This window comes from Bradyrhizobium sp. WSM2254 (assembly GCF_000472645.1).
Taxonomy (GTDB): Bacteria; Pseudomonadota; Alphaproteobacteria; order Rhizobiales; family Xanthobacteraceae; genus Bradyrhizobium; species Bradyrhizobium niftali.
Genome location: NZ_AXAB01000001.1, coordinates 494,976 through 508,166 on the forward strand (window position 1 = coordinate 494,976; position 13,191 = coordinate 508,166).

The 13,191-nt window shown below is 63.5% G+C and carries 13 protein-coding genes, 1 tRNA gene and 1 pseudogene; 12 read left to right on the forward strand and 3 right to left on the reverse strand.

The annotated features are described in order from the left end of the window. Positions 1 to 75: 75 nt before the first annotated feature. The 6 genes from A3M7_RS0102315 to A3M7_RS0102340 all read left to right on the forward strand — a co-directional run bounded on the left by A3M7_RS0102315 (position 76) and on the right by A3M7_RS0102340 (position 3,638). Positions 76 to 543, forward strand: coding sequence for a low molecular weight phosphatase family protein (locus tag A3M7_RS0102315; protein WP_027542471.1), 468 nt, complete (start codon positions 76 to 78; stop codon positions 541 to 543). Between the two features lie 155 nt (positions 544 to 698). Then, a complete protein-coding gene (locus A3M7_RS0102320; protein ID WP_027542472.1) occupies positions 699 to 1,328 on the forward strand; it encodes a Maf-like protein in 630 nt (209 codons plus the stop codon). Between the two features lie 166 nt (positions 1,329 to 1,494). Continuing rightward, positions 1,495 to 1,677 carry a DNA gyrase inhibitor YacG gene (gene yacG / locus A3M7_RS0102325; protein WP_027542473.1) on the forward strand — a complete coding sequence of 61 codons (183 nt, stop codon included), beginning with the start codon at positions 1,495 to 1,497 and terminating at the stop codon, positions 1,675 to 1,677. Between the two features lie 186 nt (positions 1,678 to 1,863). Beyond that, positions 1,864 to 1,939 (forward strand) — tRNA-Phe (locus A3M7_RS0102330). Between the two features lie 232 nt (positions 1,940 to 2,171). Next, positions 2,172 to 2,804, forward strand: a complete 633-nt coding sequence (locus A3M7_RS0102335; RefSeq protein WP_027542474.1) for a DUF1326 domain-containing protein — start codon at positions 2,172 to 2,174, stop codon at positions 2,802 to 2,804. A gap of 24 nt (positions 2,805 to 2,828) precedes the next feature. Continuing rightward, complete coding sequence (locus A3M7_RS0102340) at positions 2,829 to 3,638, forward strand: DUF2182 domain-containing protein (RefSeq protein WP_245284186.1); 810 nt, start codon at positions 2,829 to 2,831, stop codon at positions 3,636 to 3,638. Between the two features lie 269 nt (positions 3,639 to 3,907). Here A3M7_RS0102340 and A3M7_RS0102350 read toward each other — a convergent pair whose 3' ends face one another. The 3 genes from A3M7_RS0102350 to A3M7_RS0102360 form a co-directional block, all read right to left on the reverse strand. Beyond that, complete coding sequence (locus A3M7_RS0102350; RefSeq protein WP_027542477.1) at positions 3,908 to 5,659, reverse strand: TRAP transporter large permease subunit; 1,752 nt, start codon at positions 5,657 to 5,659, stop codon at positions 3,908 to 3,910. Beyond that, positions 5,656 to 6,324, reverse strand: a complete 669-nt coding sequence (locus tag A3M7_RS0102355; RefSeq protein WP_027542478.1) for a TRAP transporter small permease subunit — start codon at positions 6,322 to 6,324, stop codon at positions 5,656 to 5,658. Before A3M7_RS0102355 ends, A3M7_RS0102350 begins: the two co-directional genes overlap by 4 nt. A gap of 93 nt (positions 6,325 to 6,417) precedes the next feature. Continuing rightward, positions 6,418 to 7,557: a TRAP transporter substrate-binding protein gene (locus A3M7_RS0102360; RefSeq protein WP_027542479.1), complete on the reverse strand. Its 1,140-nt coding sequence runs from the start codon at positions 7,555 to 7,557 to the stop codon at positions 6,418 to 6,420. Between the two features lie 136 nt (positions 7,558 to 7,693). Here A3M7_RS0102360 and A3M7_RS0102365 point away from each other — a divergent pair. The 6 genes and pseudogenes from A3M7_RS0102365 to A3M7_RS0102390 form a co-directional block, all read left to right on the forward strand. Continuing rightward, positions 7,694 to 7,933: pseudogene (locus A3M7_RS0102365) on the forward strand (transposase); the annotation flags it as partial. Positions 7,934 to 8,573: 640 nt separating this feature from the next. Beyond that, complete coding sequence (locus A3M7_RS0102370) at positions 8,574 to 9,893, forward strand: aminotransferase class V-fold PLP-dependent enzyme (RefSeq protein ID WP_027542480.1); 1,320 nt, start codon at positions 8,574 to 8,576, stop codon at positions 9,891 to 9,893. A 129-nt stretch (positions 9,894 to 10,022) separates the two neighbouring features. Further along, positions 10,023 to 10,202 carry a hypothetical protein gene (locus tag A3M7_RS49435; RefSeq protein ID WP_027542481.1) on the forward strand — a complete coding sequence of 60 codons (180 nt, stop codon included), beginning with the start codon at positions 10,023 to 10,025 and terminating at the stop codon, positions 10,200 to 10,202. A gap of 216 nt (positions 10,203 to 10,418) precedes the next feature. Continuing rightward, positions 10,419 to 11,087, forward strand: a complete 669-nt coding sequence (locus A3M7_RS0102380; protein WP_027542482.1) for an FABP family protein — start codon at positions 10,419 to 10,421, stop codon at positions 11,085 to 11,087. Positions 11,088 to 11,106: 19 nt separating this feature from the next. After that, positions 11,107 to 11,817 carry a RibD family protein gene (locus tag A3M7_RS0102385; protein ID WP_027542483.1) on the forward strand — a complete coding sequence of 237 codons (711 nt, stop codon included), beginning with the start codon at positions 11,107 to 11,109 and terminating at the stop codon, positions 11,815 to 11,817. A gap of 9 nt (positions 11,818 to 11,826) precedes the next feature. Then, positions 11,827 to 13,098 carry an NAD(P)/FAD-dependent oxidoreductase gene (locus A3M7_RS0102390; RefSeq protein ID WP_027542484.1) on the forward strand — a complete coding sequence of 424 codons (1,272 nt, stop codon included), beginning with the start codon at positions 11,827 to 11,829 and terminating at the stop codon, positions 13,096 to 13,098. Positions 13,099 to 13,191: the final 93 nt, after the last annotated feature.

Genomic DNA, 13,191 nt, shown 5'->3' on the forward strand with positions numbered 1-13,191 from the left:
AGGCTTCATGGCCCGGAAAAGTGTGCAGCGGTTTTCCGACAAGGCCATGCCCTCTTTCAAAAGAGGCTAGGTGCGATGGCGGGTCCGCCACGCGCACGCGATCCGCAATCGGTGCTGTTCGCCTGTGCGATGAACAGCGTGCGCTCGCCGATGGCCGAGAGCCTGCTGCGGCACATGTTTCCGCAGGGCCTCTACGTCAAGTCGGCCGGCGCGAGGCGCGGCGAGCTCGATCCGTTTGCGGTGTCTGTGATGGCCGAGCTCGGCCAGGACATCTCCACCCACAGGCCGCAGACCTTCGAGGAGCTGGAGGACTGGGAGGGGCTGAATTTCGACCTTATCATCACGCTGTCGCCGGAGGCGCACCACAAGGCGCTGGAGCTGACCCGCACGCTCGCCGCCGACGTCGAATACTGGCCGACCCAGGACCCCACCACCATGGAAGGCAGCCGCGACCAGAAGCTCGCCGCCTACCGCGACGTCTGCGACCAGCTCCTGATGCGCATCCGCCGGCGGTTTGCGAAGGTGGGCGCGGCGAGCGGATAGCGACGCGCGCCGTAACACCCGCGTCACAGACCGCGGGCACACGCATCGGAAGTCAGTCGAATCAGCAAAGTCCGGGTTCCCGGGTTGTGAAATCAGCCCCCTTCCGATAGGTTCCGCGCGCAATTCACCCCCTGCTTCATCCCCCAAATCACCTGATGCTCGGTCGCCCCAAATTCGTTCTTGCCTCCGGTTCGCCGCGGCGCCTGTCGCTGCTCAACCAGGCCGGCATCGAGCCGGACGCGCTCCGGCCGGCCGACGTCGACGAGACGCCGAAGCGGGGCGAGCTGCCGCGCGCCTGCGCCAATCGCCTCGCGCGGGCCAAGGCGGATGGGGCGCTGAAATCGGTGCAGCTCGACGACGAATTGCGCGGCGCCTTCATCCTCTCCGCCGACACGGTGGTGGCGGTCGGGCGCCGCATCCTGCCCAAGGCCAACCTCGTGGACGAGGCGGCGCAGTGCCTGCGGCTGCTCTCGGGCCGCAATCACCGCGTCTACACCGCGATCTGCCTCGTCACGCCGCGCGAGGCCTTCCGCCAGCGCCTGGTCGAGACCCGCGTCCGCTTCAAGCGCCTGTCGGAAGACGACATCCAGGCCTATATCGGCTCCGGCGAATGGCGCGGCAAAGCCGGCGGCTACGCCGTGCAGGGCATCGCCGGCTCCTTCGTGGTGAAGATGGTGGGGTCCTACAGCAACGTCGTCGGCCTGCCGCTCTACGAGACCACGACGCTGCTCGGCGGCGAAGGCTTTCCCATCCGCTTCGGCTGGCTCAACGCCACCGCCGTGTGAACGCGAATGCCGGCTCGGGCGGGCCTGAACAAAAATCTCGAAAACAACCCCATGCACAGTAGAATTGGCCCGCGGGACCCGGGCCGCGACGCCTGCGCGTCCGCCCGCAGAACCCCCTGGCCGACAGGCTCCTAGACTCTCTCACCCCGGGTAAGCTGCCGACATCATGGACGACCACGTCAAAAAGCCCGCTGGGCCGCTCAAAACCTGCCCGATCTGCGGCAAGCCTGCGGTGCAGGCCACCCACCCGTTCTGCTCCTCGCGCTGCCGCGACGTCGACCTGAACCGCTGGCTGAAAGGCTCCTACGTCATCCCCGGCCGCGACGACGAAGCGGACGGAGAAGAATAGCCAAGTAATATCAATAATTTATAGGGGTGGCCGATGCACCCCGCGCCAGCCACAGCAAGCCCGGCCCACCTTGTACACAGCCGGGCCGCGTCCGGCGCAGCCACTTGGCAAAGCCGGGTGGACAGGCCGCCTTCAGCCCACTATAAACCGCCCGCTCGATGGGCCTTGCGCCCTCTCGTCGGGTACGCCCAGGTAGCTCAGTTGGTAGAGCATGCGACTGAAAATCGCAGTGTCGGTGGTTCGATTCCGCCCCTGGGCACCATTCCTCTCGTCTTCGGACTTCCACCAATCCGGCTGCCGTTTCTGCCGTGTGGGTTCGCTGTACGCGCCAGGACGCGGCTGATATGCTTTTCGCCATCGGGACGGCAAATGGCAGTGCGTCAACAGATTCCCTTGCGATGCCGGCCTTCTGATCGGATTTCGATCCCGCTCGCACCTTTTTGACGTCGACTTATCGAACGGCTGCCTTGTCCCCCCACATTGGGAGATGTGTCATGGCTGCATCGGATTGGCGTCTCGAAGGCGAATGGATCAAGAATTGTAATTGCGCGTTTGGCTGCCCATGCGACTTCAATGCCCTGCCAACTCAGGGCTATTGCAAGGGGTTGGTCGGCATGCGGATCACCAAGGGACATTTCGAGGGGACCAACCTCGATGGCTTGTGCTTCGCGGCCACCGTCGATTTCCCGGGAGCGCTGCATGAAGGCAACGGCAAAATGCAGCCGATCATCGATGAGCGCGCAACGCCGGAACAGCGCCAGGCGCTGTTTGACATCTTCTCCGGGAAGCATTCCGCCGAGGGCACGCTGTTCCAGATCCTCAGCCTGATCGTGACCACCGTCCACGATCCCGTCTTTGCGCCGTTCGAATTTTCCTTCGACAAGGACGGACGCGTCGCCAAGCTCGTCGCCAAGGGCGTGTTGGAGACGGAGGTCGAACCGATCAAGAATCCGGTGACGGGTTCTCCTCATCGTATTCAGGTGGTGGTGCCCGAGGGTTTCGAGCACAGGGCTGCCGAGGTCGCGTCCGCCAACATCCGCTCGACCGGGGCGATCAGTTTCGAGACCAAAGGCACGCACAGCTCGCTTGCGACCGTCGTGCAGACACCCGAGGGAGTCGCAGCCTGATGCTGCGCCAAAGTCGAGCCATCGATGGGCGACATCCTCTTCCGGGGAAAGCCGATGAGCGGGCATTTGGCGCTTGAACACCTGCTTAAGCGCGACCGCCTGATCGTGGTTGTCGGGACCGCCGCGGTGGTGGCGCTGGCCTGGGCCTATCTGGCGAGCGGGGCCGGCATGGACACCGAGATGATGGCCGACATGCCGGACATGGCGCCAATGCCGTGGACGCCACTCTATACCGTGCTGCTGTTCGCAATGTGGTGGGTGATGATGATCGCGATGATGGTCCCGAGCGCGGCGCCCACCGTCCTGTTGTATGCGACTGTCAAGCGCAGGCAGGAGACTACATCTGGCGCCGCGATGGAGGTCTGGATCTTTCTCGCCGGCTATCTCCTGGCATGGGCCGGGTTCAGTCTCGTTGCGGTCCTGGCGCAGTGGGCGCTCGAACGTACCTGGCTCCTGTCGATGGCGATGGCAAGTACGAGCGCCATTCTGGGCGGCATTCTTCTTTTGGCCGCGGGGCTCTATCAGTTCACGCCGCTCAAGGGCGCCTGTCTTCGCTACTGTCAAAGCCCGCTGCTGTTCCTGAGCAGGTACTGGCAAGTCGGCAGAAGCGGAGCATTCCGCATGGGACTTCGCCACGGCAGCTATTGCGTCGGCTGCTGCTGGTTCTTAATGGCATTGCTGTTCGTCAGCGGCGTGATGAATTTGCTCTGGATCATCGCCATTGCACTCTATGTCGCCTGCGAGAAACTGCTTCCGTTCGGCCGAAGCCTGAGCTATGCGGCGGGCGTGACCCTTATCTTGTTCGGAACGATCGTTCTTGCGCGCACGGTGTGAGGCGTGTTGGCTTGCGTCAAGCTCGAGCCATTGCAGCGCACGGTCTGCGTGCAATTTTCGGCCATTCAATACCAACTAACGTCCCTCGCGGAGGAAGCTCCATCTGAGATGAGGTCCATACGGCTGATGGCGCTCAACATTCGAGCGCCCGGCCCCATCAAGAGCAACCAGAAAATCATATCGATATTTCAATTATATAGCAGTTCGCAATTTTACTTTGAGTGGCGCACCATTCCGTGTGACTAGCGCCCGGAGCTCCCCGCTGCGCCTCACCCCCCGTACAGATAGTTCGGCAGCCACAGCGTCATGCCAGGCCAGAGGTACATGATGACCATGCACAGGATGACGATCATCATGTAGGGCATCATGCCGGCGAAGATCTGGTTGAGCGTGACATGCTTCGGTGCGACGCCCTTGAGGTAGAACGCCGACATCGCGACCGGCGGTGACAGGAACGCTGCCTGCAAGTTTACGAACACCAGCGTCCCCCACAGGATCGGGTCGATGTTGAAGTGCCTCAGCATCGGCAGGAAGATCGGCACGAAGATGATGATGATCTCGGTCCATTCGAGCGGCCAGCCGAGCACGAAGATGATCGCCTGCGACAGGAGCATGAACTGCACCGGTGTCATGTTGAGCGAGAGTACCCATCGCTCAAGCAGCGCCTGCCCGCCGAGAATTGCGAACACTGCCGAGAACAGCGCCGAGCCGACGAAGAGCCAGCACACCATCGCGGTGGTCTTCGCGGTCAGGAACACCGCTTCCTTGGTACGCCTCCAGTCGAGCGTGCGGGCTTGCAGCGCCAGCAAGAATGCGCCAAAGGCGCCAACGGCGGCGGACTCGGTCGCGGTGCAGATTCCGAACAGGATTACGGCGAGCACGACGACGGTGAGAATGCCGAGCGGCATGGTCGACGAGGCCAGCAGTTTCACAATCGAAAGCCGCTCGGCGTCGAACCTCCAGTAGTAACGGACCTGCAACAGCGCGCAAACAGCCGCGATGCCCCAGAACCAGAGGTAGAATTGGAGCCCCGGCCCCAGTTCAGCGGGCGTGGCCTCGTGCGTCACCAGCTCTGGCGTGCCCAATTGCTGCACGCCGGTTACCGCGAGTTCGATGGTAGCCTGCTGGTGAATCACCACGTACCACCAGATGGTGGCCATCGTGCCGGCGACGATCGTAAACGGCACCAGCGCGTAACCGAAGCTTGAGAGCAGCATCCAGTAGCTGACGGGACGGCCTTCCGCGTCGATTCGCGTTGCCTGCGACGGAGAGATCAGCCCCTTGATCAGCGAGATCAGGATCGTTTGCGATCGATAGCTGTCCTCGAACTTCGACAGCCACGCCGGCACCGGAACCTTCGTTTGGGCCTCCGGCAATCGCGGAGCGATCTTCGGACTGATCATCGCCCAGGCGACTATGTAAATGAGATACAGGAACGACAGAAAGAAGCCCGGGAACATCGCCGCCGCGTACAGCTTGACGATCGACTGACCGGCGACCGCGGCATAGACGATGATCATGACCGACGGCGGAATCAGAATGCCGAGCGTGCCGCCCGCCGTGATGACGCCGGAGGCGAGCTTCACGTCGTACCCCGCCTTGAGCATGGGATTGAATGCGATGACGCCCATCAGCACCACCACCGCGCCGACAAGGCCACTCGCGATCCCCCAAAACGTGCAGACGATCAGGGTCGCGACCGCAAGCGAAGCCGGAACGCGGCGGAACGCGAGCTGGATCGAGTAGAACATCCTGTCGACCAGCGCGCCGCGCTCCATCACGTAGCCCATCAGCACGAACAGCGGGATGGAGATCAGGACGTCGTTGGTCATCGCGCCGTAGGTGCGCTCAACCATCAAATCGAAAACGCGGTTGTCGGCCCAGGAATGCGTCGGGTCATAGAACGCGATGTAGCCAAAAAATATGCCCAGGCCCATCAGCGTGAACGCTGTCGGGAAGCCCAGCATGATCACAACCACGATGAGCGTGAGCATCAAGAGCCCGAGTGCCGGATCGCTCATGTGTTCACGTCCCCGCCCATGCCGCGCTGCCGCGCACTCTCGTCGATTTCATGCGCCCGCTCGATGGCGATCTTGCGCGTTTCCTCATCGACATATTCGCTGTGGGCGAGCTGCTGCTCGATGACGTCGATCTCGGCGACGTCCCTCAGCCGGCTGGGCCATTCGCCGGTCTTCAGGCAGACGGCGCAACGCACGATCTCGGCGACGCCTTGCAGCATCACCAGCGCGCCGGCGATGGGGATCACGGATTTGAAGTGATAAACCGGCGGCCCATCTGCCGTCACGTTCGAATGCTCCGCGATCCGCCACGAGTCGGCAGCGTAGTCAAAGCCCGCGTATATGAGGGCGGCGATACCAGGGATAAAGAAAACCGCATAGAGCACGATGTCCAGCGACGCCTGTATGCGCGGTCGCATTGAGCTGTAAAGGAAGTCGCCGCGGACATGGGCGTTCTGCGCCAGCGTGTAGGCGCCGCACAGCATAAACGCGCTTCCGTACAGCATGTTCTCAAGGTCAAAGATCCACGCCGTCGGCATGTTCATGATATAGCGCTTGAACACTTCGACGCAGACGACGGCCATCAGCAACATGATCAACCAGGCCGCGGCCTTGCCGCACCAGGTGCTGATTTCGTCAATGGCGAGTAGAAATTTATGGACGGTCATTGGTCGCCGCCGATTAATCCGAGGATAGAATGAAATGACAAGGCGACCGTCCGGTCGCCGTCCCGAACGGTGTCTTGCCGATTCAATATGTCGTCAGGTCTTCTTCGCGGTCCCTTTTGGCCCGAAGTAGTAGTCGAACGCCATCTTGCGGTTGACGACGGTGTCCTGCTCCCATTGCGTCGCACGCCTGGCAAACGCGATCTGCGATTCGACGATTTCCTTGAACAGCGGATTTTCCGCCGATTTTTTCTTGACGATTTCGTCGTATATCTCGAGCTGCGCCTTGAGAATGGAGTCCGGCGTCTTGTAGAATTTGACCTTGTCCTTGGTCTGCAGCTCGATGTAGTCCTGCGAGTAACGGTCGATCGCCTTCCATTGCATCTCTTGCGAGGCGGCGCTGACTGCGTTGGCAATGATCGCCTTCATCTTGTCCGGCAGCGCGTCGTACTTGGTCTTGTTGAAGGTGATTTCGAGCTGCTCGGCGTTCTGGTGGTAGCTCTGCAGCATGCAGACCTTGGAGACGTCCGCGAAGCCAAGCGGGCGGTCCGACGAGGCGTTGTTGAACTCGGCCGCGTCGAGCAGGCCGCGGTCCATCGCCGACACGATTTCGCCGCCGGGCAGCGCGTTGACCGCGGCGCCCAGGGCTGTGAACATGTCAATCGAGATGCCGACGGTGCGGAATTTGAGGCCCTTGAGATCGTCGGCGCTGGCGACCGGTTTCTTGAACCACCCGAGCGGCTGCGTCGCCATCGGTCCGTACGGGAACGACACGACGTTCAGGCCGACCGATGCATAGAGTTTGGCGAGAAGCTCCTTGCCGCCGCCCCACCTGTGCCAGGCGAGCAGCATGTTGGCGTCCATGGCGTAGCCCGGACCCGAGCCCCACAACGCCAGCGCGTTCTGCTTGCCGTAGTGGTAGACCAGCACGCCGTGGCCGCCGTCGAGCGTGCCCTTCGACACGGCATCGATCAGCCCAAACGCGGGCACCACGGCGCCGGCGGGAAGCACCTCGATCTTGAGGTCGCCGCCGGTCATGTCGTTGACCGTCTTGGCGTAGTCGAGCGCGTATTCGTGGAAGATATCCTTCGACGGCCAAGTGCTCTGAAAGCGCATGCTCATTGGGCCTTGCGCGCTAACGATTGTCGGCGCGGCTACCGTCGCGGCGGCCCCCGCAGCAGCGATCTTGAGAAAGCGCCGGCGGCTGGAAGTATTGCCCTTGTTTGATTTGGCCATGGTTCCCTCCTCCCGTTGGAATAGCGATCCTTGGCGGATCAGCCCCTTTTTTATTGGGAGAAGTCAAAGACTTGCGCTGGGGATTGGCAAGGAATGTTCGGGATGATGCGACGCTACGACGCGGATTGCGGCAATGATGCGCCGCACGTTGGAAGCGCAGATCATCGGAATTTTGAAAGAGCATGAGGCCGACGTTTCGGTCGCCGATCTGCCGCAAGCATCGCGTCAGCGACGCCAGCATCTACAAATGAAAAGTGAAGGTGGGCCGGATGGAGGTGTCGGAGGCCAAGCGGCTGAAGACGCTGGAGGACGAGAACGCGAAGCCGAAGCGTTGCTGGCCGACGCCATGGACAATGCGGCCTTGAAGGAGCTTCTGGAAGTTGGACTGCTGTTGCTGCCAGGGCCATGATGAGATCCGCGCACGCGGTTCAGGCACCGGCGCCTTAAATTACATAGTTGCTTCAATGACATACGAGTTCGTAATTTTAGTCCGAATGGCGCACCATTCCAGCCGCCAGACGGCCCTTTCCGGAAGATCGCGCGAAAGCATCGCGCAAATCCTCGCATCCGTCGCAAAATGAGCGGCTGGCCGTTTTGAGCTGTTGGTCCTGAACGCGAGAACCGACCCATCGCCGATCGCGCGCTCGACGATGGGCCGTTCCGGGTGGATGTCGCGAAACGCGTATCGCGCCACAGACCACTATCCCAATCCCTTAGTTGGATTGATGTTCCTCCTGGAGAGAATTGAAGTTCATGCCGATCATCTGGTCGTGACTCGAGATAAGGGGCGCAGCGCCACCGGATAGTCCAAACTGCCAAGAGCGTGTCCCGATGGAAGCCGTCCAAGGCGATCCAAATGATGATCATGCCACGCCTGGGAGGCTCAAGCGCCACGCGCGGCCAACCAGGTCGTAGTCCCTGCCAGGACAACGCCCGGCATCATCAGACCGTCATCGCCCTGTCATCGAAGTTCCATCGATCGCTGCTCCTTTCGCCGCGCATCGCAGAGGACGGACATGCAGCTGATCAAGACAATTTCTTCCGACCGCCGGTCGATTCTGAAGGGCCTCGCGGCCGCGGCCGTCGCGCCGCTGGCGGCGCCGGCTTTTGCGGCCGAGGGCCTGCCGGCGCAACTGACCGGATCGGCGGCGGCAATCGCCACCGACATGGCCTATTGGACGGCCGTGAAGGGGCTCTATGCCGTGACGCCTGATGTCGTCAATCTGGAGAACGGCTTCTGGGGCATCATGGCAGAGCCTGTCAGGCGCGAGTTCATCCGCCAGTCCGACATGGTCAACTATCAGAACACCTACTACGCGCGGCAGCGCGCGGGTGCGGATTTCGAGGCCGTGCGGGCCAAGGTGGCGGAGGCGGTCGGCGCGGCGCCCGGCGAAATCGCGCTCACCCGCGGCGCGACCGAAGCGCTCCAGTTGCTCATCAGCGGCTACAACAGGCTGAAGCCCGGCGACAGCGTGCTCTACGCCGACCTCGACTACGATTCGATGCAGTATGCGATGAACGCGCTCAGGGCGCGCCGCGGTGTCGACGTGGTCAAGTTCGATGTGCCCGAGCCGGCCACCCGCCAGGCCGTGCTCGACGCCTATGCCCGCGCCTTCGAGGCGAATCCGAAGACCAGGCTTCTCCTCCTCACCCATGTCAGCCATCGCACCGGCCTCGTCATGCCGGTCGCCGAGATCGCCCGCATGGCCAAGGCGAAGGGCATCGATGTCATCCTCGACGCCGCTCATTCTTGGGGACAGATGGACTTCAGGCTGGGTGAGCTCGAGGTCGATTTCGTCGGCTTCAACCTGCACAAATGGATCGGCGCGCCGGTCGGCGTGGGCTTCCTCTACATCAAGAAGGATCGCCTCGCCGACATCGATCGCGACCTCGGTGACGAGGATTTTCCGGAAACCGACATCCGCTCGCGGGTCCACACCGGCACGGTCAATTTTGCGACGGTGCTGACGGTGCCTGCGGCCGTCGAACTCCATCAGCAGATCGGCGCTGCGGCGAAACAGGCCCGCCTGCGCTACCTGCGCGACTACTGGGTCAGTCGTAGCAGGGGCTTCAAGGACATCGAGATCCTGACGCCGGATGAGGCCGGCCTGTATGGTGCGATCACGTCCTTCCGCCTCGCCGGCAAGACGAGCAAGGCCGACAACGACGCCACCGTGGCGAAGCTCAGGGACAGCTACAAGGTCCTGACGGTTCGCCGGGCGGGCGTCGCCAAGGGCCAATGCATCCGCGTGACGCCGGCGCTCTACACCGAGGAGGCCGATCTCGACCGGCTCGTCGAGGCGCTTGCCGCCATCACGGGGACGAAGGCGGGCTGAACCCGCGCGAGGCGGAGTGTCCGCGCATCGACAAATCAGCGCGTGATCGCCGGCACATATCATTCGAGCTGGCCAATCTAGCTTGTCGTCGGGTGGCTCGCGGTGAGCCACCAGGCAAGGACAGGACTCATGCGCAATTACATCCTCGTGGCTCTCGCGGCGATCGCTTTGGCAAACGTGGTGGCGCCGGCGAACGCGCTAACCATCGTCCGCGACCATCGCGATCCGCCCGTCGTGCGCGACCATCGCAATCAAACCATCGTCCGCGACCACCGCAATCAACCGGAGGTCCGCGACCACCGCCACTAACCGTCCTGGCGACGGAGCCGAACCCAATCGGTTCGGCTCCGCTTCTCGGCTCAAGCCATTGAGACGGCGCTTCGCATTTTCCCTTGCGAATTCCCCGGAAGCCCACGATCGTCTGCGCGTGGCGCGGATGTCCATTCGCGATTGTGAGGCTTGAGCACGAGCCACGTTCCCGCCTCCGTGCTATTGCTGCTCCCCGCAACTTTCCGCGAGGCCCCCATGCTCCCTATTCCCGCCGACATCTTCACCGAGCCCGAGGACGTTTCACCCGACGGTCTCGCCAATCTCGGTCCGCTGCGTCGTCTCGCCGGTACGTGGCAGGCGGACAAGGGGATCGACGTCAATCCGAAGGCGGAGGGGCCGGAGCGGCGGACCTTCATCGAGCGCATTCGGATGGACCCGATCGATCCGCAGGCCAACGGGCCGCAGCTGCTCTATGGCCTGCGCTATCACATCCACATCAACACGCCCGAGGAGGACATCACCTTCCACGACCAGGTCGGCTACTGGCTGTGGGAGCCCGCGACCGGGCTGATCATGCAGACGCTGGCGATCCCGCGCGGGCAGGTGCTGCTCGCCTCGGGCAAGGCCGGACCTGATGACAGGACCATCTCCGTCACGGCGAAGCGCGGCGACACCGCTTACGGGATCTGCTCGACCGACTTCCTGGAACAGGCCTTCCGCACCGATGCTTACCGCTGCGACATCACCTTCAACGACGACGGAAGCTGGACCTATCTGATCCAGACCGAGTTGTTCGTCCGCGGCGCGCCGTTCAATCATCACGACACCAACACGCTGAAACTCGTCGCGCCGCCAAAGCTCAATCCGCTCGCGGTGATCGTCAACGATCGCGCCGGGAGCGGCGGCAGTGGAACGGCGGCCTGAGCGCAGTCCGGAGATTTGCATGAAGCCGTATGTCATCTGTCTGATGCACTCCAGCCTGGATGGCCGCACACACCCCAGCCGCTGGCGTCCGAAGGGCGCGGGCACGGACTGGTTCGAGACGATCCATGACGAGCTCGGCGGCGATGCCTGGGTCATCGGCCGCGTCACCGGCTCGGAGTTCGCCAAGGGCAAGCCCTATCCCACCGAAACGGCCGAGACGTTTCCGCGAGAGCCGTGGTTTGCGCGGCGTGATGCAAAGACCTATGGCGTCGTGCTTGATGCGCAGGGCAAGATCGGCTGGGGCCGCTCCGACATCGGCGGCGATCCGATCGTGGTGGTGCTGACCGAGGGCGTGCCGGCTTCACACCTTGCAGGCCTGCGCGGCGAGGGTGTGTCCTACATCTTTGCCGGCAGGTCGGAGATCGATCTCGCGCTGGCGCTCGACATTCTCAACCGCGAGCTCGGCGTCAAGCGCCTGCTGGTCGAAGGCGGCGGCGTCGCCAATGGCGCGTTCCTGCGCGCCGGTCTCATCGACGAATTCAATCTGATCCTCAGCCCGGCGATCGATGGCGCCAAGGGCGCCCCCTTCGTCTTCGACTCGACGGACTCAGACAGCGACAAGCGCGCGCCGCTCACCGCGATGACGCTGGAGAGCACGCGCGAGCTCGGCGGCGGTGTGCTGCTGCTGCGGTACCTGATCAAGAACGATCCGCAGGGCCTCGTCAGGTAAAGCGCCGGCATGTCGGACAAATCCGAGCACATCGTCATCGTCGGCGCCGGCGCGGCTGGCCTGATGGCGGGGCGCGAGCTTGCGCGCGCCGGCAAGAGGGTGACGATCCTGGAAGCACGCGAGCGCTGCGGCGGGCGCATCCATCCGCTGCCGGCGGCAGAGTTCGGCTACCCCGCCGATGGCGGCGCCGAATTCGTCCATGGCGAGGCACCGGTGACGCACGCCCTGCTGGGCGAGGCGGGGCTGTCCCTTCAGGAGATCGAAGGCACGCTATGGAGGTTTGACGGCGCAATTTTTTCGCGCGAGGACCCTGACGATCCGCACGAGGCGGAGCTGCATGCCGTGCTCGGGGATTTGAAGGAAGACCTCACCGTCGCCGATTTCCTGCGCCGTCATTTTGCCGGACCCGAGTATGATCACCTGCGCTATTCGATCGAGCGGATGGTCGAGGGCTACGATGCCGCCGATCCCGAGCGCGCCTCCACGCTGGCGCTGCGCGAGGAATGGATGGACGGCGGGCTCCACAGGCAGGCGCGCATCAATGGCGGCTACGGCGCGCTGATCGATTTTCTCGCAGCCGAGTGCCGCCGGCATGGCGTGACGATCCGCCTTGGCTGCGTGGTGTCGGCGATCGAGGAGGAGGGCGGTGCGGTGGTCGTTCGCGGTGCCGGCGGCGACGTGCATCGCTGCGATCGCGCGATCCTCACCGTGCCGCTGCCGCTGCTGCGCGAGATCGCGCTTCCGGCGAGCGTGCGTGCAAAGGCGGCGGCTGCCGACGACATCGGCTTCGGCAACGTCGTCAAGATCCTGCTGCGGTTTGCGCGGCCATGGTGGCGCGAGCGCGGGCCGGATCTTGCGGATATGACCTTCCTGCTGTCGGACCAGACCATCCCGGTGTGGTGGACGCGTTATCCGGAGCAGCATCCCGTGCTCACCGGCTGGTTCGGCGGCCCGCGGACGGCGGAGCTGCAAGGCCTCGATCCGCAAGCGTTGATCGAGGCTGGGCTCGGTTCGCTCACCGCCATCTTCGGCCTGTCGCGCGACGAGGTCGCGCGCGACCTCGTCGCAGCTGCGGCGACCAATTGGGGGCACGATCGCTTCGCCCGCGGCGCCTATTCCTGGGCCACGCCGCGGACGCGCGCGGCGCAAACGATACTCGCGCGCGCCGACGGAGCGGTGCTGTTCTCCGGCGAAGCGCTCTATCGCGGCCGCGACATGGGCACGGTCGAGGCGGCGCTGGCGAGCGGGCTGGAGACGGCGGGGACGATCTTGCGGGGGTAGTTGCCCGTCATGCCCGGGCTTGTCCCGGGCATCCACGTCTGAGCTACTGAAGAGAACGTGGATGGGGGGGACGACAAGCCCGGCCATGACGGT

What these genes read in the sequence shown, in the direction of transcription:
- A3M7_RS0102315 (WP_027542471.1), top strand. Translation starts at nt 76, where the DNA reads ATGGCGGGTCCGCCACGCGCACGCGATCCGCAATCGGTGCTGTTCGCC.
- A3M7_RS0102320 (WP_027542472.1), top strand. Translation starts at nt 699, where the DNA reads ATGCTCGGTCGCCCCAAATTCGTTCTTGCCTCCGGTTCGCCGCGGCGC.
- yacG (WP_027542473.1), top strand. Translation starts at nt 1,495, where the DNA reads ATGGACGACCACGTCAAAAAGCCCGCTGGGCCGCTCAAAACCTGCCCG.
- A3M7_RS0102335 (WP_027542474.1), top strand. Translation starts at nt 2,172, where the DNA reads ATGGCTGCATCGGATTGGCGTCTCGAAGGCGAATGGATCAAGAATTGT.
- A3M7_RS0102340 (WP_245284186.1), top strand. Translation starts at nt 2,829, where the DNA reads ATGGGCGACATCCTCTTCCGGGGAAAGCCGATGAGCGGGCATTTGGCG.
- A3M7_RS0102350 (WP_027542477.1), bottom strand. Translation starts at nt 5,659, where the DNA reads ATGAGCGATCCGGCACTCGGGCTCTTGATGCTCACGCTCATCGTGGTT.
- A3M7_RS0102355 (WP_027542478.1), bottom strand. Translation starts at nt 6,324, where the DNA reads ATGACCGTCCATAAATTTCTACTCGCCATTGACGAAATCAGCACCTGG.
- A3M7_RS0102360 (WP_027542479.1), bottom strand. Translation starts at nt 7,557, where the DNA reads ATGGCCAAATCAAACAAGGGCAATACTTCCAGCCGCCGGCGCTTTCTC.
- A3M7_RS0102370 (WP_027542480.1), top strand. Translation starts at nt 8,574, where the DNA reads ATGCAGCTGATCAAGACAATTTCTTCCGACCGCCGGTCGATTCTGAAG.
- A3M7_RS49435 (WP_027542481.1), top strand. Translation starts at nt 10,023, where the DNA reads ATGCGCAATTACATCCTCGTGGCTCTCGCGGCGATCGCTTTGGCAAAC.
- A3M7_RS0102380 (WP_027542482.1), top strand. Translation starts at nt 10,419, where the DNA reads ATGCTCCCTATTCCCGCCGACATCTTCACCGAGCCCGAGGACGTTTCA.
- A3M7_RS0102385 (WP_027542483.1), top strand. Translation starts at nt 11,107, where the DNA reads ATGAAGCCGTATGTCATCTGTCTGATGCACTCCAGCCTGGATGGCCGC.
- A3M7_RS0102390 (WP_027542484.1), top strand. Translation starts at nt 11,827, where the DNA reads ATGTCGGACAAATCCGAGCACATCGTCATCGTCGGCGCCGGCGCGGCT.